Raw genomic sequence first — 20,013 nt, 5'->3', positions numbered from 1 at the left:
GTCGCGCTCATCCTTCCAGCCCGCTGAGGGAGTTCGGCCGGCCCAGGGCACGGTCTACGCCGTCCAGGATCCGGTCCAGGCCCGGCAGGTGGTGCATCTCAAGCTTTGAGTAAGGGTAGGGAATATCGAATCCGGTGACGCGGACTGGTGCCGCCTCCAGGTGGTAGAAGCACCGCTCGGTAATACTGGCAGCCACTTCCGCCCCCAGGCCGCCCGACTGTGCGGCCTCGTGGGTGATGACCAGGCGCCCGGTCCTGCGGACGGAGGCCACAACTGTTTCGTAGTCCACGGGTGCCAGCGAGCGCAGGTCGATGACCTCGATGGAAACTCTTTCATCGGCAGCGGCCGACGCGGCGTCCAGGGCCGTCTTGACCAGCGGACCGTAGGCCACCAGCGTGACATCGGTGCCTTGGGTGAGGACGCGCGCCTCGCCCATGGACATGGGCGAAGTGTGGTCAAGGGACTCGTCAACGTCGCCTTTGTCGTGGTACCGCCGCTTGGGCTCGAAATAGAGCACGGGGTCGTCGCAGGCGATGGCCTGCTGGATCACGGTGTACGCGTCCTGCGGGCTGGAAACGGTGACGACGCGCAGGCCGGACGTGTGCGTGAAATAGGCCTCCGGCGATTCGGAGTGGTGCTCGGGCGAGCCGATCCCGCCGCCGAACGGGACCCTGATGGTGATGGGCATCTTGACTGCCCCGCGGGTGCGGTAGTGGAGCTTGGCCACCTGGCTGACGATCTGGTCGAACGCCGGATAGATGAATCCGTCGAACTGGATCTCCACCACCGGGCGGTAGCCGCGGTAGGCGAGGCCAACGGCGGTGCCCACGATGGCCGATTCGGCCAGGGGCGTATCCACCACCCGGTGCGTGCCGAAGTCCTTCTGCAGTCCGTCGGTCACCCGGAACACGCCGCCGAGGGTGCCGATGTCCTCCCCCATGAGCACCACTTTGGGGTCGTTCTCCAGGGACTTCCGCAAGCCCGCGTTGATCGCGCGGGCAAAGGTCATCTGGGTCATCAGCGTGCACCTTCTTCTGCAACGGCTCCTGCGGGATCACCGAAGGTTGCCAGGTAACGGGCGTAGTGGTCCTGCTGCCGGTCCAGCCAGGAGTTGGGCGTGCTGTAGACGTTCCTGAAGACGTCGAGTGGCTCCGGGTCCGGCATGGTGGTGCAGCCCGCCCGCATCTCGCGTGCCACGGCGTCGGCCTTGTCCTTCACCTGCTGCTGCAGTTCCTCCGTCAGCAGGCCCTTCCGTTCGAGGAGCGCGGCGATGCGGGTGATCGGGTCCCTGGCGGCCCAGTCCTCGAGTTCGTTGGCGTCACGGTAGCGCGTCGGGTCATCCGCCGTGGTGTGCGGGCCCATGCGGTAGCTGACGGCCTCGATGAACGTGGGGCCGCCGCCGCGGCGGGCCCGGTCCAGGGCCACGCGGGTGGCAGCCATCACGGCCAGGACGTCGTTGCCGTCCACGCGCAGGCTGGGGATGCCGAACCCGGCAGCCCTGTCTGCCAGTTGGATGTGCGACTGGAGCCGGACAGGCTCCGAAATGGCCCAGTGGTTGTTGGTGCAGAAAAACACCACGGGCACCTGGAAACTTGCCGCGAAGACCATGGCCTCGTTGACGTCGCCCTCGCTGGTGGCGCCGTCGCCAAAGTAGGTCACGGCCACGGAATCGGCGCCGTCATTCTGGATGCCCATTGCATAGCCGGTGGCGTGGAGGGTCTGGGCGCCGATGATGATCTGCGGGGTGGCCATGTTGATGGTGTAGGGATCCCAGCCCGAGGACGCAGTGCCGCGCCATACCCGGAGGATGTCCGTCAGGTCCACTCCCCGGCAGTAGGCCACCCCGTTCTCCCGGTAGCTGGAGAAGACAAAGTCGTCAGTGCGGAGCGCCCGGCCCGAACCGATCTGCGCGGCTTCCTGCCCCAGCAGCGGCGGCCAGAGCCCGAGTTCGCCCTGCCGCTGCAGGGCGGTTGCCTCGACGTCGATGCGCCGGATCACGGTCATGTCCTCGTAGAGGAAACACAACTGCTCGTCAGTGACGTCCCTGACCCAATAGTCGAACTCCGGGTGGCTGATCCGCTCACCGGACGGAGTAACCAGTTGGACCAAATCCCGCCCCTGTCCATGGGGGTGCCGGGCGCTGTTGGGGGCGGCTGGCCCGCCCTGGCCCGTTTCGTCTGTAGACACGATAGCCCGCAACCTTCTCACGTCGTTGACCCGCGGTTTTGGGACTTGTGGCCCCTTCGGCCGCCGGCCGCCCGGGCGCCGTTGCCCCGGATATTTGTGACCCTACTCACAATGCTCAGGAGGTACAACTACCAGCGCGATCACTGAGCAAAATGCTCTGCCGGAGGGCACGGGACCGTGCTAGCGTTGCGCATTATGCAAGCCTTGGATGGCACCGATGCCCGCCTGCTCTCCGCCCTGGCCCAGGACGCCCGGCAAACGGTGGTGGCCCTGGCCCAGAAGCTGGGCCTCTCCCGGAACACCGTGCAGGCGCGGATGGCGCAGCTGGAGAAGAAACACGTCTTCCTGTCCTTCGAACGGCGCATCAATCCGGCGGCCCTGGGCTACCCGCTGATGGCCTTCATCTCCGTCCATGTCCAGCAGCAGCGGCTCGCCCTGCTGGCGAAGGAACTCGCAGACATTCCCGAGATCCTCGAAGGATATGGCCTGACCGGTTCGGCGGACCTGCTGCTGCGCGTGGTGGCGCTGGACGCCGAGGACCTGTTCAGGATCAACGGGAAAATCCTGGCGTGCGAAGGGGTGGACCGGACCGATACGGCGCTTGCCATGGGAGAACTTATTCCCTTCCGCGTCCAGCCCCTCCTTGAACGCGGCCCCGGACGCACCTAGCAGCCGGCGCGTTTTCGCGGAACACACGACGCCGGGGCCGGGCTGGAGCACGACGGCGGCGCCGCACGCTATAGGCTGAATGCCAGTTAATCGGCGGCAGGCACAGCGCCCCGCCTCCAGGCGGTGCCATGCACCATTTTCCGGAAAGGCTCCACCTTGAGCACTCCCCAGGAACCGTTTCCGCCGGGCCGCGCCGGCGCCGCGTCCCCGCAGCCGGCACAGCCTTCCCGCTACGGGCAGGACCAGGGGTCCCCGTTTGGGCTCCCGGGGCAGCCCCCGCCGAAGAGCCGGCGGAAACTGTGGATCATCCTGGCGGGCGCCGGCGGCGTCCTGCTGCTGGTGGTCCTGGGCATCGTCATTCTGGTGAACGTGGTGGGCGGCGCCACCAACCAGGCCAGGGGCCTGGCTGACGGTTTCACCAAGCTGGTCCTCGCCGGGGACAGCTCCAGGGCCTACGACGAGTACCTTGACCCCGCCCTGCAGGAGCAGCTGTCCAAGGAGGCCTTCATTGAAGGCGTCAACAGCCTGGAGATGGATGAAACCTGCACGCCGGACTACAGCGACCTCAAGGTGGCCACCGAGAACGGCGTTAAGTCGGCGGATATCGCGGGCCTGATCACCTGCGACGGCAAAAACGTGGACCTTGCCTACCGTTTCGAGGGCACTGACGATCTCAAGATGACCAACATCAAGCTGCGGCCGGCAGCGTAGTCCCGGCCGGCACAACAAAGCCTCCGCGCCGGGGAACTGCTCCCCGGTGCGGAGGCTTTGTTGTTGCTGCCGTCAGGTCAGTGGTCGACGGCCTTTTCGGCACCCACCCCCGTAAGGGAGCGGACTTCCATTTCGGCCTGCTTGGCCGTGTCCTCCCGATTCTTGTCGAGCGTCGTTCCGAGCCAGCCCAGGAAGAAGGCGAGGGGGATGGACACGATGCCCGGGTTGCTCAGCGGGAAGAGTGCGAAGTTGGCGTCCTTGATCATGGATGTTGCTCCGCCGGAAACCACCGGCGAGAAGATGATCAGGATGATCGCGGAACCCAGGCCGCCGTACATGCTCCAGACTGCACCCTGGGTGGTGAACTTCCGCCAGAACAGGGAGTAGACGATCGTGGGCAGGTTGGCGGAGGCGGCGACGGCGAATGCGAGCGCCACGAGGAACGCCACGTTCTGTCCGTTGGCAAGGATGCCGCCCAGGATGGCGAGAACGCCGATGACCACAACGGTGCGCCGGGCCACCTTCACCTCGGTGTCGGCGTCGGCCTTGCCCTTGGAAATGACGCTGGCGTAGATGTCATGGGCAAAGGAAGCGGCAGCCGTGATGGTCAGGCCGGCCACAACGGCCAGGATGGTGGCGAAGGCCACAGCTGAGATGAAGCCCAGCAGAAGCGGCCCGCCCAGGTAGAAGGCCAGCAGCGGGGCGGCCGAGTTCACGCCGCCCGGTGCGCCCTTGATGGTCTCGGCACCAACCAGGGCAGCTGCACCGTAACCAAGCACCAGGGTGAAGAGGTAGAACAGGCCGATCAGCCAGATTGACCACACCACGGACTTGCGGGCTTCCTTGGCCGTGGGGACCGTGTAGAAGCGCATGAGTACGTGAGGCAGCGCTGCCGTGCCCAGGACCAGTGCGAGGCCGAGTGACATGAAGTCGATCTTCGAGGTTTCCGTCTTGCCGTACTGCAGGCCGGGATTCAGCACAGCCGGGTTGTTGGCCGTTTCCACTGCGGCGCCCAAGAGGCTGGAGAGGTTGAAGCCGTAGATGGCCAGGACCCAAATGGTCATGACGGCTGCGCCTGCGATGAGCAGGATCGCCTTGATGATCTGCACCCAGGTTGTGCCCTTCATGCCGCCGATCAGGACGTACATGATCATCAGGGCGCCGACGACGATGATTACCAGGGCCTGTCCGCCCCAGTCGCTGATGCCAAGGAGCAGGGAGATCAGGCTGCCTGCTCCTGCCATCTGGGCCAGGAGGTAGAAGAAGCAGACTGCGAGGGTGGAGATGGCGGCGGCGATGCGGACGGGCCGCTGCTTCAGCCGGAACGACAGCACATCGGCCATGGTGAACTTGCCGGTGTTGCGCAGGAGCTCGGCCACGAGCAGGAGCGCGACGAGCCAGGCCACAAGGAAGCCGATGGAGTACATGAAGCCGTCATAGCCGTTGATGGCGATGGCGCCGGTGATGCCTAGGAAGGAGGCTGCGGAGAGGTAGTCGCCGGCGATGGCGGTTCCGTTTTGCGAGCCGGTGAAGGAGCGGCCGGCGGCGTAGTAGTCCGCGGCGGTTTTGTTGTTCCGGCTGGCGCGCAGCACGATCACCATGGTCACGGCCACGAAGATGCCGAAGATTCCCATGTTGAGCAGCGTGGTGTCATTGAGGGCGGCCACGTCCACCGCTGCGGCAATGCCGATCATTTGTTAACTCCGCTCACTCGGTTGCCGTGCTTGTCGAATTCGTGACCCTCGATCTCGTCCCGGATCTCCTTCGCGATGGGGTCCAGCCGCCGGTTGGAGTAGCTGACGTACCAGCCAGTGATGGCGAACGTGGACACGAACTGGAGCAGGCCAAGGATCAGGCCCACGTTGATGTTGCCCCAGACCTTGGTGGACATGAATTCCACGGCGTAGTCGGCGAGCAGGACGTATGCGAAGTACCACAGCAGGAATGCGACTGCCATGGGAAAGACAAAGCTGCGGTGACGCTTGCGCAGTTCCTTGAACTGCTCCGTCGACTGGACCTGCTCGAAGTCCACGGACGCCGCTGCGTCCGGAGTGTGGGCATCGTTACCCATCGTTCCTCCTCGTTGAGACTTGCCTGAACACACCCAACGGCAGGCCCGGAAGACGGGATACCGCAAATGTGACTGCAATCACTCTGCGGGCTGCATCCCGCCAGTTCCAGAGCCTGCAGGCCTGCGGGCGCTCAACGGTCGGGATGCTGCGACAAACGGCACCCGCGGCTACGCTGGGCACCATGCCGGACTCCCCCCTCCTGACCGCCGCGGCCGTGGCAGTCATCGCCATGGCCATCGCCGTCGTCGTCGGCGTGGGGCTCAAGGTGCTCAGGTCCTTCCGCGACCTGGGCACGGATGCGGAACGCGCCACCTACCACACCCTGCATGCCGCTTCCCAGGCGGGCCAACACCTGCGCCGTGGCCTCAACCCCGCCGGCGCTGCCAAGGCCAGCCGCCAGCTGCGCACCCTGCTGGGCTGTGACGCCCTGGCCATCATGGACACCTCCGGTGTGCTGGCGTGGGACGGTACCGGCGAGGACCTGAAGCCGCGCATGATGGACCTTGCTGCCGGCGTCCTGGCCAGCGGCCGCACGGCCGTCCTTCCCGCCGGGGACGCCGGCGCCGCGACGGAGGCCACCGGCGGTCCGCTCGCCGCCGTGATCGCACCGGTGCGTGCCGGCACCCGGGTGGTGGGCGCCGTCGCCGCCTTCGCTCCCTCCGCCGGCGCGGGACTGGTCAGGGCCACCAGCGAAGTGGCGGACTGGGTGGCCGTGCAGGTGGAACTCGCGGAGCTGGACGCCTCCCGCACCCAGCTGATGGAGGCCGAGGTGCGGGCCCTGCGCGCGCAGATCAGCCCGCATTTCATCTACAACTCGCTCAATGCCATCGCATCCTTCATCAACACCGACCCCGCCCGCGCCCGGGAGCTGGTGGTTGAGTTCGCCGACTTCACCCGGTATTCGTTCCGGCGGCACGGGGACTTCACCACCCTGGCTGAGGAACTTCGCTGCATCGACCGGTACCTGCTGCTGGAACGGGCGCGGTTCGGCGAGCGCGTCCAGGTGAGCCTGAGGGTAGCTCCGGAAGTGCTCAGCACCGTGATCCCGTTCCTGAGCCTGCAGCCGCTGGTGGAGAACGCGGTCCGGCACGGGCTCGAGGCCAAGGAGGGGCCGGGACACATCAGCATCACCGCCAACGACGCCGGCGCGTTCGCGGAGGTGACCATCGAGGACGACGGCGTGGGCATGGATCCGGAGCAGCTGCAGTCCATGCTGGCCGGGCACACGGACGGCGAGCATGTGGGCCTGCGCAACGTCGATGCCCGCCTCCGCCAGGTTTACGGCAACGACCACGGGCTGGTCATCGAGACCGCGCCCGGGGAAGGAACCCTGATCACCATGCGGGTCCCCAAGTCCCAGCCCGGGCACGATGCATGACCCCGCCCGGACCGCACAGCGTACCGCCGGCGCCTTGCCCCTGCTCCGGAAAGCTACCCTAGGAGCATGATTAACGTCCTCGTCGTTGATGATGAGCTGCCTGCCGTGGAGGAACTGGCCTTCCTGCTGGGCAAGGACGAGCGCGTGGGCAAAATCCTCCGGGCAACCTCCGGCAGCGATGCGCTCAAAGCGCTCGCCTCCGCCCCTGTTGACGCCGTCTTCCTGGACATCCACATGCCGGCGGTGTCCGGCCTGGACATTGCCCGCGCCATCGCCGGGAGCAGCAGGCCGCCGGCTGTCGTGTTCGTGACGGCGGACGAGGACCACGCACTGGACGCCTTCGAGCTCGCGGCAGTGGACTACCTGCTCAAGCCCGTGCGGGCCGAGCGCCTTTCACGCTGCGTGGGGCGCATCAGTGAACTGCGCGACGGCGGCGCCGCCCCGGAGATGATCACGGTGGACCAGGGCGGGACCACCAGGATGATCAGGCGCGACGACGTGACGTACGTCCAGGCGCAGGGAGACTACGCAAGGCTCCACACCGCCGAAGCCAGCTACCTGATCAGGGTCCCGCTTGCCGACCTTGAGCAGCAGTGGGCGGATGCGGGCTTCATCCGGACGCACCGGTCCTACCTGGTGGCCCTCAAGCACGTGACCTCGATGAAGCTCGCCGCGGACGGTCCCAGCGTCACGGTGGCGGGCGCTGGCCTTCCCATCAGCAGGCGGCACCTGCCCACGGTCCGGGAAAAGCTTGAGGCCACCCGGATCAGGCCCATTACATGACCAGGGTGCGGGTCACGGCTCCGCGGACTGCGGCTCGTCCGGCCAAGGAGACGAGGGAGGCGGCGCAGGACTCGGAAGTGGGCCAGGTGTTCGTCAGGTCCCTGATCAGGTCCCAGCTGCGGCTGGCCCTGGTGGTGGCCGCGGGTTTCCTGCTGATCCTTTGCGCTTTCCCCCTGCTGCTCGCAGCAGTCCCCGGCCTGGCGGAAACCCGGGTGGCGGGCATTCCGTTCGCCTGGCTGCTGCTGGGAGCGGGCATCTATCCGGTTATCGGGCTCAGTGCGTGGCTGTACATCCGGACGGCGGCGCGCAACGAGGCCCGCTACCGGGACCTGGCCGAGGACCGGTGAGGGCACCGTGAACCCCGGCGTGGCGCTGGCTGCCCTGGTAGGGGTGTCCGTGGCCACCGCGGTCATCGGGTTTTACGGCCTGCGGATTTCACGGACCACGGGTGACTTCTATGTCGCCTCCCGGACGGTCCGGCCGTGGTGGAACGCCTCGGCCATCGGCGGCGAGTACCTTTCCGCCGCCAGCTTCCTGGGTGTTGCCGGCCTGATCCTGCTGTCCGGCACGGATGCGCTGTGGTTTCCGGTGGGCTACACGGCCGGATACCTGATGCTGCTGCTCTTCGTGGCCGCGCCGCTGCGGCGGTCCGGGGCGTACACCATCCCGGACTTCACCGAGGCCAGGCTTGACTCCCTGCCGGTCCGCAAGGTGACCAGCCTGGTGGTGGTGCTGGTGGGCTGGCTGTACATCGTGCCCCAGCTCCATGGTGCTGCCCTCACCATCCGCATCACCACAGGCCTGCCGTCCTGGGTGGGATCGGTGGCGGTGGTGATCGTTGTGTGCCTCACCGTGGTGGCGGGCGGCATGCGCTCCATCACGTTCGTCCAGGCGTTCCAGTACTGGCTGAAACTCACCGCGCTGGCTGTGCCCATCCTGTTCATCATCTTTGTCCTTGCAGGCAGCGGGACCCCCGCGATCGCGCCGCCGTCGGTCAATCCCACCGGCGCGCCGCCTGCCGGCCTCTACCAGAACGTCTCGCTCCTGGTGGCCCTGCTGTTCGGAACCCTCGGCCTGCCGCACGTCCTGGTGCGCTTCTACACCAACCCGGACGGGCAGTCCGCCCGCCGCACCACGCTGATCGTCCTGGGCCTGCTGTCCGTGTTTTACCTGTTCCCTACCGCGTACGGGCTGGTGGGACGCATGTTCGCTCCCGGCCTGGCGACCGCGGGGCAGGCGGACGCCATGGTGCTGCTGCTCCCGGGAGAGCTGGTGGGCGGAACGGCAGGCGACCTGTTGTCAGCGCTGGTGGTGGCGGGAGCCTTCGCTGCGTTCCTGTCCACCACGTCGGGCCTGGTGGTTTCGCTGGCCGGCGTTATCAGCCAGGACGTCCTGGGCGCCGGCGTGGGCAGCTTCCGGCTGGCAGCCGTCATTTCCGCCGTGGTGCCGCTGGGCTTCGCCTTCATGACCGACTCGTTCGCCCTCGCCGGGAGTGTGGGGCTGGTGTTCGCGTTCACAGCGTCAACAGTCTGCCCGGTGCTGCTGCTGGGCATCTGGTGGCGCGGTCTGACTGACGCCGGCGCCATCGCCGGCATGCTGACCGGCGGGGTGCTGTGCGGCGGGGCGATGATCGCAGGAGCGCTGGCCGGGGCCGCCAGCACGCCGGGCTGGCTGGCCCAGCCGGCGGCGTGGACGGTTCCCGCAGCCTTTGCGGTGATGGTCCTCGTGTCCCGCGCAACGTCGCAGCGGATTCCGAAGACGATGTCGAAGGTGATGACCCGGCTGCACACGCCCGAACGGCCGCTGGCCACCGAACGCTGAGGCGGGGCCGGCAGGATCAGTCGATGGCAGCCATGAGCTCGACGACCCGGTCCAGGAAGGCATCCACCTGGGCTTCCTCGTACCCTTCATGGCCTACGGCGGGGCGGAAGACCGCCCGGCGGACGCTGTCCACGCTGAGCGGTTTGTCCTGCTCAAGGTAGGCGATGAGCTCACGGCACAGCCGGTCGACGTCGGCCGTGTTGTAGCTGCGGGCCTTCTTCCTGGCGGGGCGGCGGAAGCGGTCGCCGTCTAGCCGGTGCAGGCGGCCGCGCAGGATGCCCGAGAGGTGACCGATCTCGCGCAGCCAGGCTTCCTCGCCACTGGCAGCGATCAGCTCATCACGTTCCCGGCGGGCGAAGGCATCCTCCAGCCGGTCCAGGGCTGCGTCCACGATGGCGGCGGAATATCCGCCTTTGACGGGATCGAAGGAGACAGCCCGCACGTCCGCGCTGTTGATGGGCTGCGGCGCTGACTCCGGGTTCTCCAGCGATACGCGCGCCTGCTGCAGGAACTGGTCCACCTGTTTGGCGTTGTAGCCGTACTCGCCGCGCTGGACGCGCTCAAAGGACGCAGGGATCTGCCGATGAATGTCCAATGCCACTATGTTTCCTTCGATGCTCTTCAGCTGTCGTGCTTCTGCACCAGCTTATTTGTGCCGGGGGTTCTCTGCAGGTCCGGCAGGGTTTGTGTCAGGCGCCGGACACCAGTCCGTACAGGATGAACGCGGCCGGGGACGCGAACACGATGGAGTCGAGCCTGTCCATGACTCCCCCGTGTCCGGGCAGGATGCTGCTCATGTCCTTGATGCCCAGTTCGCGCTTGACCATGGATTCCGCCAGGTCGCCCGCCGTGGAAGCCGCCACCAGGCCGACCGCCAGTACGACGCCCACCCACCAGGGCTGGTCCAGCACAAAGAGGCAGGCCAGGATTCCAATGAGCATGGCCCCGCCGATGGAGCCGGCGAATCCTTCCCAGGACTTCTTGGGACTGATTTTGGGCGCCATGGGGTGCTTGCCCAGGGACGCGCCCACCAGGTATCCGAAGGTGTCGTTGGAGACCACCAGCAGGAGCATCACGGCCACCTGCCAGGCGCCGTGGGGAACCGTCCCGCCCGGCCAGAGGCCCAGCGGCGTTGCACCGCCGGCGGCGTGCAGCGGCAGGACGGCGAAGCTGATGAAGAACGGTACCCAGCCGAGCGTGAAAACTCCGGCGAAGATGCTGTTGGCCGAACCTGCCGCGCTTTCGATGGACCGCCACAACAGCACGGCCACCGAGCTCAGCAGCATGGCGAACAGGAGGCTCTCAATGCCCCCGAGGTAGGCGGCGAACGGCATGGCCACCGTACCGGTCATGACCGGGATGATGGGCATCCTGGTGCCGTTGGCCTCCAGGGCGCGGTAGATTTCCCACACGCCGAAAATGGCGAAGGTGGTGGTGACCGCTACGAAGGCAAGCGGGAGCAGCAGCAGTCCGCCGAGTACGGCGAAGAGCATTGCCAGGCCCACCACGACGGCGGCAGGGAGGTTCCTCCCTGCCTTCGGCGTCGGGTTGCTCCTGGGCTGCTTCCCCCGTATGCGCGCCCTGGGTGCGGGGGCCTGATCTGCCTGGCCCATCAGACTTCGAGCAGCTCTGCTTCCTTGCGCTTGAGCAGCTCATCGATGCCGTCCACATGCGCCTTGGTGAGGCTGTCCAGTTCCTTTTCGGCCCGGGTGCCTTCGTCTTCGCCGGCTTCGCCGTCCTTGACCAGGCGGTCCAGGGTTTCCTTGGCCTTGCGGCGGATGTTGCGGATGGAGACCTTGGCGTCCTCGCCCTTGGTCTTGACGATCTTGACGTATTCCTTGCGGCGTTCCTTGGTCAGCTCGGGGATGGTGATCCGGATGACGTTGCCGTCGTTGGACGGGTTCGCGCCAACCTCGGAGTCACTGAGCGCGCGCTCGATGTCCCGCAGCGCCGTCTTGTCAAAGGGCGTGATGAGGATGGTGCGGGCGTCCGGAATGGCGAACGAGGCGAGCTGCTGCAGCGGGGTGGGTGAGCCGTAGTACTCCACGAGGACCTTGTTGTACAGGCCCGGGTTGGCACGCCCGGTGCGGACGGAAGCGAAGTCTTCCTTGGCTACCTCTACGGCCTTGTCCATCTTTTCTTCGGCTTCGAGCAAGGTTTCTTCGATCACGGTCTCTCCTCAGATTCTGGTGCAGTCCGGGGCGCCGGGTCCATGCACAATCGTGGTTCTTTGATGCCGGCCCGCCCCCGCCCGCAGGGGCAGGGACGGAACAGTCCTGAAATCATCCTAGCCGCAGCTAGGCGGTGACCAGCGTGCCCAGCTTTTCGCCGAGGATGGCCCTGGTGACGTTGCCTTCGCCTTCCATGCCGAAGACCACCATGGAAAGGTCATTGTCCTTGCACATGGTCATGGCCGTCTGGTCCATGACCCGGATGTCACGGCGGAGGGCGTCGTCGTAGCTGAGGGTTTCCAGCCGCTCGGCGGTGGGGTCCTTCTTGGGGTCGGCGGTGTAGACGGCGTCCACGCCGCTCTTGGCCATCAGGACCACATCGGCGTGGACCTCGAGGGCCCGCTGGGCGGCGACGGTGTCGGTGGAGAAGTACGGAAGGCCCGCGCCGGCACCGAAGATGACCACGCGGCCCTTTTCCATGTGGCGGATGGCGCGGCGGGGAATGTAGGCCTCGGCGACCTGGCCCATGGTGATGGCGCTCTGGACCCGGGTTTCGACGCCGGCCTGTTCCAGGAAGTCCTGCAGGGCAAGGCAGTTCATCACGGTGCCGAGCATGCCCATGTAGTCCGCGCGGGACCGGTCCATGCCGCTCTGGGAAAGCTCCGCACCGCGGAAGAAGTTGCCGCCGCCGACGACAATGGCCACCTCCACCTGGGGAACGGCTGCGGCGATCTGCTTTGCGACGTCGCGGACGGTCTCGGGGTCAACGCCCAGCTTTCCGCCGCCGAAGACTTCACCTGAGAGCTTCAAGAGGACCCGGCGTCGGCTTTTCTCTGGCTGGATTACAGTGTTGACGGCTTCCATGATGCCTTCCCGTTGGTGGACTCTAAAAAGGTTATCCTGCTGCGCGGCCAAAGGCCCTATGCGGGCCTGTCCCGTACGGGACCTTTCCCCGCGCATGCAAAAGGGGCGGCCACCGAAGTGGCCACCCCCTTGCAGTTTCGGCTAGGAGCCGACGCGGAAACGCGTGAACGCGGTTCCCTTGACACCGGCCTCTGCGAGGACCTGCGCCACGGACTTCTTTGCGTCCTTCGCGAATGCCTGGTCAACCAGGACCTCACCCTTGTAGAAGCCGGTAACGCGGCCTTCCACGATCTTGGTGAGCGCGGCCTCGGGCTTGCCCTCAGCCTTTGCGGTCTCTTCGGCGATGCGGCGCTCGGACTCGACCAGGTCGGACGGGACGTCCTCGCGGGTCAGGTAGTTCGGAGCCATGGCAGCGATGTGGACTGCGACGTCGTGTGCTGCGGTTGCAGCGGCTTCGCCTTCGCCGTCAACAGCGAACAGCACGCCAACCTGGGCCGGGAGGTCCTTGGAGGTCTTGTGCAGGTAGGCGTCGACCGTTGCGCCCTCGATGCGGGAGATGCGGCGGACAACAACCTTCTCGCCCAGGACTGCGCCTTCTTCGACGACAACCTCGGAGAGGGGCTTGCCGTCAACATCGGTGGCGAGCAGGGTCTCGAGGTCGGAAGCGCCGGACTCGACAGCGACGGCCAGGACCTTGTCGGCCAGCTGGATGAACTTGTCAGCCTTGGCCACGAAGTCGGTCTCGCAGTTGACCTCGATCATGACGCCGACGCCGTTGCTGACCTTGGCAGCCACCAGGCCCTCGGCGGTGGAACGGCCTTCACGCTTGGTAGCGCCCTTGAGGCCCTTAATGCGGATGATTTCGATGGCCTTCTCGGCGTCACCGTTGGCTTCGTCAAGAGCCTTCTTGACGTCCATCATGCCGGCGCCGGTGCGCTCGCGCAGGGCCTTGATGTCCGCGGCAGTGTAGTTCGCCATGTGAACCCCTCTGTCTAGAAAATGTGTGGTGGTGTACGGACTGACAGGACGGCAGCCCACGGGTGGGCCGCCATCCTGTCAGCAGCTCCGGCGCTGCAGGCAGCGCCGGAAAATCCGGATGTACTTGTGTTACTTGGCGTCTTCGGCGGGAGCCTCGGCAGCGGCCGGAGCTTCCTCGGCAGCCGGAGCAGCAGCCTCTTCAGCGGCCGGAGCGGCAGCTTCTTCAGCCTTGCTGCCTTCGAGGAGCTCGCGCTCCCACTCAGCCAGGGGCTCTTCCGGAGCTTCGGCAGCACCGGTGCCGCGGTTGTTGCGGGCGATGAGGCCCTCGGCAACGGCGTCGGCAACAACGCGGGTGAGGAGGTTCACGGAGCGGATGGCGTCGTCGTTGCCCGGGATCGGGAAGTCGACTTCGTCGGGATCGCAGTTGGTGTCCAGGATGGCAACAACGGGGATGTTCAGCTTCTTGGCCTCGTCAACGGCGAGGTGTTCCTTCTTGGTGTCCACGATCCAGAGCACGGACGGTGCCTTGGTCAGGTTGCGGATACCGCCGAGGTTGGACTCCAGCTTGGTGAGTTCGCGCTTGAGGAGCAGCAGCTCCTTCTTGGTGTACGCGGAACCGGCGACGTCGTCGAAGTCGATCTCTTCGAGTTCCTTCATGCGCTGGATGCGCTTGGCGACCGTCTGGAAGTTGGTCAGCATACCGCCGAGCCAACGCTGGTTGACGTAGGGCTGGCCAACGCGGGTTGCCTGCTCGGCAATCGCTTCCTGGGCCTGCTTCTTGGTGCCGACGAAGAGGACGGTGCCGCCGTGGGCAACGGTGGCCTTCACGAATTCGTAGGCGCGGTCGATGTAGGACAGCGACTGCTGAAGGTCGATGATGTAGATGCCGTTGCGCTCGGTGAAGATGAAGCGCTTCATCTTCGGGTTCCAACGGCGGGTCTGGTGTCCAAAGTGGACGCCGCTGTCAAGCAGCTGGCGCATGGTTACGACGGGCATGCCGACGCTCCTTCCGGCAGGTCATTCATGAGAGAGCCCGAAGGCTTCTTACCCTGCCAATAGTTGACGGTTGATTAGCGTGGCCCAGGCTGGGCCGTGCTCCTGGCATCCACCATGCTTCCCATCAGGACGATGGTCCTGACCGCAGGAGGCCTGATCCCCCACCGGCGAGGCCGGAGCGTCGCTTGCTGGAGGGCTGGATGCGCGTAGTCAGCTGCTGCTCCCCCACACTCCTGAATGAGATGTGCCGACGCATTCCGGACACGGACATATACCGTTGGAAAAACCGCTGGGATATCCGCCGGACCGAAAGCATTGAGGGCGCAGCAAACTGCTCCACCAAGTGTACTACAGGCACCTTAGGCAGGAGGACACCGGCGATGACGGTAGGGACACCGGCATGGGGCTTGTCCACATAGCCAGGATGGGCACTCCCGCCGCCTTTGAAGCAGGAGCATTCTGGTGGCATGAAACCACCGTTGCGGCTCGCGGCCCTCCTCCTGCTGCCGGCTTCGCTGGCCCCGGCAGGCGAGCCACTGGCATTCGGGCCGGCCTATTCCATCCAGCAGGCGGGGCAACCCCTGCCGGACGCCAGTTCCCCGGCGGCGGCCGTGCCCTCGTGGCAATGGCCGCTTGCCCCGCGCCCGCAGGTGCTGCGGCATTTCGATCCCCCGCCCAAGCCTTGGCTGAGCGGGCACCGGGGCGTTGATGTGGGAGCAACGGCCGACGGCGCACCGGTCACCTCCCCGGCGGCCGGTACCGTCAGCTTCGTGGGCGTGGTGGTGGACCGGCCGGTGATCACGATCGACCACGGGGACGGGCTGCGGAGCAGCTTCGAACCGGTAGACAGCACCCTGGCCGCCGGCGCCCCAGTGGCGAAGGGCCAGGTTATCGGCACGGTTCTCCCCGGACACTGCACGGGCGTGCCCTGTGTCCACTGGGGCGTCCGGCGCGGGGATGACTATGTGGACCCGCTGCAGTTCGTGATGGACCTGAGGCCATCGGTCCTGCTGCCGCTGGACAGGTAGGCAGCAGCAGGCCGGACGGCTCCTGCCATGGACGCTAGACGATGGCAGAGATCCCGGTGATGGCCCTGCCGGTCACCAGCGTGTTGATCTCGTGCGTTCCCTCATAGGAGTAGATGGCTTCTGCATCGGCAAAGATCTTGGCCATCTCAAAGTCCGTCACAATGCCGTTGCCGCCGAGCAGGCTCCTGCCGATCGCCACGCTCTCACGCATCCGCGCGGTGGTGAACGCCTTGGCCAGGGCGGACTGCTCATCCTTGGCTTCGCCGGCGTCCTCCAGCTGGGAGAGCCGGACCATCATGCCCATGGAGCTGACCGCGTTGCCCAGGATCTGGACCAACTGGCTTTGTACCAGCTGGAAGGATGCCAGCGGCCGGCCGAACTGGTGGCGATCCACGGCATAGCGCCGGGCCACGTCGAACGCAGCCAGCTGCTGGCCGACGGCCTGCCAGGCGACACCGAGCCGGGTGACCTTCAGGACCTTGTTGACGTCGCGGAAGCTGTTGGCGTTGGCAAGCTTGTTGAAGTCCGGCACCATCACGTTGTCCAGGCTGATGTCGGCATTCTGGACGGTGCGGAGCGCAATCTTGTTCTCGATTTTACTGGCGCTGAAGCCGTCGAGTGAGGTGTCCACCAGGAAGCCCTTGACCTTGTCATCGGCGAGGTCGCGGGCGTAGACCACCACCCAGTCGGAGAAGGTTGCATTTCCGATCCAGCGCTTTTCGCCATTGAGGATCCAGGAGTCCCCTTCCCTGCGCGCCGTGGTGCGGGTTCCGCCCGCCACGTCGGATCCGCCAAGCGGCTCAGTCAGCCCAAAAGCCCCGATCTTCTTCATGCTGTAGATGTCCGGAAGCCAGGCATTTTTCTGCTCCTGCGAAGCCAGCGCTTCGATGGACCCGGTGAACAGCCCGTCATGGACCCCCATGAAGGTGGCGATGGAAGCATCCGCACGGGTCAACTCAGCGTGGACAAGGCCGGCAAACAGGTTCGAGTGGCCCTGCCGGCGCACTGGGCTGACGAGGTCGATGCCGGCGAGCTTCGGGATGAGGTCCATGGGGAACTCCCCCCGGTTCCAGAAGTCCACGGCGATGGGCCGCACTTCACGGGCCAGGAATTCCCTGACCTCGGCCAGCCGGTCCCGCTCCTTGTCGCTCAGCAGCTGTTCGAAGGCGTAGAAGTCGCCGTCGGCGTAGGGAAGGTCGTTGAGGTCGGCAGCGGTAGTGGACATGATTACCTCACAAGGATCAGGATCATCGGCAGGGTCTCCGGATTGACCCTTCGGACCCAAGAAGTTACTGGTGAGTAACTTACCTCATGTCCACCCCTGCCGCAACGGTTCGGCAATCTGTGCCTGGGCGCGCAACGGACGGCCGTGCGGATGAATCGTCCCCTGTAGTTCTGTAACGTCGGAGCGCAACGGTGCAAACAGTTCAGTTGGGGGAATGTGATGATCGATCCACGCCACGAGGCGATCCTGATCCGTCGCCGGGACCAGCCAGGTCTGGAGGACAAAACCTCTGAAGTGGTGGATTACAGAGTCGACGGGGACGTCATCCGCATAACGTTCCGCACGGCCAGCGGCCCTCGCACGTACAGATACTCGGCACGGAACGTCACGGTCCTCCGCGACCCCGTCAGCTCCAACGTTGACGACAGGACCTCGATAAGTTTCAACGGCCAGGCCGTCCATGGAGTCACCGACCTGCTGTGCTTCCGCGGACCCGCCGGGACATGGTGGAGGGCTTTTTTCCCAGGCAGGACAGGCGAAAGCTATCGGACATGCCGTCAGGAAGAAGTCACCTTTGTCCGCCCCGACACGGGGACGGAAACATCCAAAATCCTGAACTACTGGCACAACGTCGTGTCCCATCTGGCGCAGGACGATCCACTGCGTGGTCCTTATGCGGACTTTCGCACGGTCACCCCGGAAAGCGTCCTCGACCTGTATCTTCGAGGGCATTCTCCCGACCCGGAAGTAGGGGTTGGAGACTACATTTTCCCCTTCTCGTCTAACCTCAGCCAGCGGGAAGCACTCAAGAAGGGTCTCACCCACCGCATCTCCGTGATCGATGGACCACCTGGTACGGGAAAGACACAGACAATCCTCAACCTGGTGGCAAACATCATCCGTTTCCCGGAGGCGAGTGTAGCCATCGTGTCCTCCAACAATGCCGCCGTGGAAAACGTTCGTGACAAGTTGTCCAAGGAGGGCTTCGGGCACGTGGTTGCAGACCTCCGTCGGAACGAGTTGAGACGTGATTTTTTCGAGCGACAACATGTCAGGAATGTCGATGTGCATCGCAGGGCCGGAGCTTCGCCTGTTGCCATGCCAGCGGCAGGCAGAGTATCCGAACTCGACGGGCGCCTGCAGCGGTTGCAGGTAGAGGCGCGGGGACTGGCAGAAAATCGCCAGGAACTGGATGCCTACAGGCTTGAACAACGCCACTTCAACCGCCACGTCGCCAATCACGGTCTGGCTCCCCTGCCTGCCTTGGCCCTCCTTCAAGGGCCCTCCGGCCGGGTCCTGGAGTTCCTTGCGGAGTCCGTATCCACACCAGCAAACGAAGGACCGTTCCGACGGCTTTTCCGACGAATCAGGTGCCGTTTCCGATACGGATCAACCCGGGGCATAGATCCCGGTGACACGGACGTAATCATGCGCCTCCAGGCCGCCTATTACGACATCAAGATTGCGGAGTTGGAAAAGCAGATTGGGCGGACGGCCGAACACTTGGCCGACAACGACTTTTCCGCGCTCGAGGACGAACTGCGGCACGAATCGCGGGAGTCGCTGAAGGCTAGCCTCTATCGCCGCTACGCCGGCGTCCGGCCGCGAGACTACACAGACAGCTCCTACCTAAGGCAGTTCACGTCATTTACCAAAAGCTATCCGGTGGTCTTGAGCACGTGCCATTCCCTGCGGAGAAGCATCCCTGCCGGCTACTTGTTCGACCACTTGATCATCGATGAGGCTTCCCAAGTCGACCTGTTGGCCGCGGGCCTGGCGCTTTCCTGCGCCCGGAACGTGATCGTCGTTGGCGACCTGAGGCAGCTCCAACACATCGCAGTCCTGGGAGCTGCCAAGCGTGCCGCACCAGCACCGGCGCCCAGTTACGACTACGGCCGTCACAACATCCTGTCGTCCATCATCGAGCGCTTTGGTGCCGACGTTCCCCGGACTATGCTCCGCGAACACTACCGATGCGATCCTGCGATCATCGACTTCTGCAACAGGAAGTTCTACGACGGGCAACTCGTGCCTTACACCAAGAGTGACCCGGACTCGGCAGCACTTGCGGTAGTACGTACTGCCCCCGGCAATCACATGCGGCAGCACGTGGGCGGTGGGCGGACCAATCAGCGCGAAGCCGATGTCATTGCCAAGGAAGTGCTCGCACAGTTCTGCTCAGGCACCCGGCACGAGGACATCGGCGTGGTCACGCCGTATCGCCGGCAAGTGGACAAAGTCGCGGATGCCCTGCTCAACAACATCCAGGCTGACACCGTCCATAAGTTCCAAGGCCGCGAAAAGGAGATCATCATCATGAGCACGGTCCTGGACGAAACCAAGGACGGGAACGGCGGGGTTGACTTCGTGGATAACCCGCAGCTGGTCAACGTGGCGGTGTCCCGGGCGATCAAGCGGTTTATCCTGGTCACCAACCATGACATGCTGCCGGCCAGCCGCCACCTCCGCGACCTGGTCCAGTTCATCCAGTACCAGGACCCCGACAACGGCATCTTCGAGAGCGGAGTCCTGTCAGTTTTCGATCTCCTCTACAGGGAATATTCAGCGGTGCTGAGACCCCTGGCCGCCCGAGTGCAGGCGCCGTCCACGTTCGCTTCTGAAAACATTATGTGGACAGTCCTTGTGGACATACTTGGCGAGGAGCCGTTCAAGCACCTGGCTGTTGCCCCTCAAGTTCTCTTGCGCAACCTGCTGCCTAGCCTGTCTTGTCTCACGACTGGACAGGCCGCGTATGTACGAAACCGTGCCAGCATTGACTTTGTAATTTACAGCCGGATCACCAATCGGCCGGTCCTCGCCATCGAGGTTGACGGATTTGCCTTCCATGAGGGTAACGAGAGACAAAAAGTCCGGGACATCCTCAAGGACGAAATCTGCAGCACGCACGGTATCCAGCTATTGCGGCTCCCGACCACAGGAAGCGGGGAACCGGAACTGATTCGCCAGAGGCTCCTGGCTGCGACAGCCATGCGAACGGCCGGAACCTGAAAGTAGGGCTACTCGGACTTGAACCGAGGACCTTAGGATTATGAGTCCCGCGCTCTAACCAGCTGAGCTATAGCCCCTTATGCCCGGAACCTCCGGCGATTGTTACGCAGTGGCAGGGCAA

General features: G+C 65.1%; 19 protein-coding genes and 1 tRNA gene. 8 read left to right on the top strand and 12 right to left on the bottom strand.

From position 1 onward, the window contains the following. Positions 1-7: 7 nt before the first annotated feature. A complete protein-coding gene (locus tag NFU08_RS18125; RefSeq protein ID WP_251425118.1) occupies positions 8-1,018 on the bottom strand; it encodes an alpha-ketoacid dehydrogenase subunit beta in 1,011 nt (336 codons plus the stop codon). Next, entirely contained in the window at positions 1,018-2,187 is a 1,170-nt protein-coding gene (pdhA, locus tag NFU08_RS18120; RefSeq protein WP_251425115.1) for a pyruvate dehydrogenase (acetyl-transferring) E1 component subunit alpha, read from the bottom strand. Before pdhA ends, NFU08_RS18125 begins: the two co-directional genes overlap by 1 nt. A gap of 195 nt (positions 2,188-2,382) precedes the next feature. Between pdhA and NFU08_RS18115 the strand changes: the two genes are divergently transcribed. Together NFU08_RS18115 and NFU08_RS18110 are read left to right on the top strand one after the other, a co-directional pair. Then, complete coding sequence (locus NFU08_RS18115; protein ID WP_174178851.1) at positions 2,383-2,856, top strand: Lrp/AsnC family transcriptional regulator; 474 nt, start codon at positions 2,383-2,385, stop codon at positions 2,854-2,856. Between the two features lie 156 nt (positions 2,857-3,012). Next, on the top strand, positions 3,013-3,567 hold the full coding sequence (locus NFU08_RS18110) for a hypothetical protein (protein WP_174178853.1): 555 nt from the start codon (positions 3,013-3,015) through the stop codon (positions 3,565-3,567). A gap of 77 nt (positions 3,568-3,644) precedes the next feature. On the opposite strand, the gene NFU08_RS18105 is transcribed toward NFU08_RS18110, so the two are convergent. Beyond that, positions 3,645-5,261, bottom strand: a complete 1,617-nt coding sequence (locus tag NFU08_RS18105; protein WP_251425112.1) for a cation acetate symporter — start codon at positions 5,259-5,261, stop codon at positions 3,645-3,647. Beyond that, on the bottom strand, positions 5,258-5,638 hold the full coding sequence (locus tag NFU08_RS18100; RefSeq protein WP_157238621.1) for a DUF485 domain-containing protein: 381 nt from the start codon (positions 5,636-5,638) through the stop codon (positions 5,258-5,260). The genes NFU08_RS18105 and NFU08_RS18100 overlap by 4 nt, the downstream gene beginning before the upstream one ends. Before the next feature lie 182 nt (positions 5,639-5,820). Here NFU08_RS18100 and NFU08_RS18095 point away from each other — a divergent pair, with 182 nt between their 5' ends. The 4 genes from NFU08_RS18095 to NFU08_RS18080 all read left to right on the top strand — a co-directional run bounded on the left by NFU08_RS18095 (position 5,821) and on the right by NFU08_RS18080 (position 9,621). Further along, positions 5,821-7,017, top strand: coding sequence for a sensor histidine kinase (locus NFU08_RS18095; protein WP_251425148.1), 1,197 nt, complete (start codon positions 5,821-5,823; stop codon positions 7,015-7,017). A 66-nt stretch (positions 7,018-7,083) separates the two neighbouring features. After that, the gene (locus NFU08_RS18090; protein ID WP_174178857.1) at positions 7,084-7,800 is read left to right on the top strand and encodes a LytTR family DNA-binding domain-containing protein; all 717 of its coding nucleotides are present in this window, start codon (positions 7,084-7,086) and stop codon (positions 7,798-7,800) included. Beyond that, positions 7,797-8,147 carry a DUF485 domain-containing protein gene (locus tag NFU08_RS18085; RefSeq protein WP_066274714.1) on the top strand — a complete coding sequence of 117 codons (351 nt, stop codon included), beginning with the start codon at positions 7,797-7,799 and terminating at the stop codon, positions 8,145-8,147. Before NFU08_RS18090 ends, NFU08_RS18085 begins: the two co-directional genes overlap by 4 nt. A gap of 7 nt (positions 8,148-8,154) precedes the next feature. Next, positions 8,155-9,621, top strand: a complete 1,467-nt coding sequence (locus tag NFU08_RS18080; protein WP_251425109.1) for a cation acetate symporter — start codon at positions 8,155-8,157, stop codon at positions 9,619-9,621. A gap of 16 nt (positions 9,622-9,637) precedes the next feature. On the opposite strand, the gene NFU08_RS18075 is transcribed toward NFU08_RS18080, so the two are convergent. From NFU08_RS18075 to rpsB, 6 genes are all read right to left on the bottom strand, one after another. Then, on the bottom strand, positions 9,638-10,222 hold the full coding sequence (locus tag NFU08_RS18075) for a DivIVA domain-containing protein (protein WP_251425106.1): 585 nt from the start codon (positions 10,220-10,222) through the stop codon (positions 9,638-9,640). An 88-nt stretch (positions 10,223-10,310) separates the two neighbouring features. Then, positions 10,311-11,234, bottom strand: coding sequence for a phosphatidate cytidylyltransferase (locus NFU08_RS18070; protein ID WP_066274710.1), 924 nt, complete (start codon positions 11,232-11,234; stop codon positions 10,311-10,313). Then, the gene (gene frr, locus NFU08_RS18065; RefSeq protein WP_066274709.1) at positions 11,234-11,791 is read right to left on the bottom strand and encodes a ribosome recycling factor; all 558 of its coding nucleotides are present in this window, start codon (positions 11,789-11,791) and stop codon (positions 11,234-11,236) included. Before frr ends, NFU08_RS18070 begins: the two co-directional genes overlap by 1 nt. A gap of 127 nt (positions 11,792-11,918) precedes the next feature. After that, positions 11,919-12,656, bottom strand: coding sequence for a UMP kinase (pyrH, locus tag NFU08_RS18060; RefSeq protein ID WP_174178863.1), 738 nt, complete (start codon positions 12,654-12,656; stop codon positions 11,919-11,921). Between the two features lie 141 nt (positions 12,657-12,797). Then, the gene (tsf, locus tag NFU08_RS18055; RefSeq protein WP_174178865.1) at positions 12,798-13,634 is read right to left on the bottom strand and encodes a translation elongation factor Ts; all 837 of its coding nucleotides are present in this window, start codon (positions 13,632-13,634) and stop codon (positions 12,798-12,800) included. Positions 13,635-13,763: 129 nt separating this feature from the next. Continuing rightward, positions 13,764-14,630, bottom strand: a complete 867-nt coding sequence (gene rpsB / locus NFU08_RS18050) for a 30S ribosomal protein S2 (RefSeq protein ID WP_174178867.1) — start codon at positions 14,628-14,630, stop codon at positions 13,764-13,766. A 467-nt stretch (positions 14,631-15,097) separates the two neighbouring features. Here rpsB and NFU08_RS18045 point away from each other — a divergent pair, with 467 nt between their 5' ends. Beyond that, positions 15,098-15,658: a M23 family metallopeptidase gene (locus NFU08_RS18045; protein WP_251425103.1), complete on the top strand. Its 561-nt coding sequence runs from the start codon at positions 15,098-15,100 to the stop codon at positions 15,656-15,658. 34 nt (positions 15,659-15,692) lie between these two features. Here the strand turns inward: NFU08_RS18045 and NFU08_RS18040 are convergent, their stop codons facing one another. Next, positions 15,693-16,883 (bottom strand): acyl-CoA dehydrogenase family protein, encoded by a 1,191-nt coding sequence (locus NFU08_RS18040; protein ID WP_251425100.1) that lies wholly within the window; start codon positions 16,881-16,883, stop codon positions 15,693-15,695. A gap of 633 nt (positions 16,884-17,516) precedes the next feature. Between NFU08_RS18040 and NFU08_RS18035 the strand changes: the two genes are divergently transcribed. Next, positions 17,517-19,892, top strand: coding sequence for an AAA domain-containing protein (locus NFU08_RS18035; RefSeq protein ID WP_251425099.1), 2,376 nt, complete (start codon positions 17,517-17,519; stop codon positions 19,890-19,892). Between the two features lie 3 nt (positions 19,893-19,895). On the opposite strand, the gene NFU08_RS18030 is transcribed toward NFU08_RS18035, so the two are convergent. After that, positions 19,896-19,969 (bottom strand) — tRNA-Ile (locus tag NFU08_RS18030). Positions 19,970-20,013: the final 44 nt, after the last annotated feature.

The organism is Pseudarthrobacter sp. NCCP-2145, assembly GCF_023708005.1.
Classification (GTDB): domain Bacteria; phylum Actinomycetota; class Actinomycetes; order Actinomycetales; family Micrococcaceae; genus Arthrobacter; species Arthrobacter oxydans.
The sequence above is the reverse complement of the archived record's forward strand: the minus strand, read 5'-3'. Positions and strand labels throughout refer to the sequence as shown.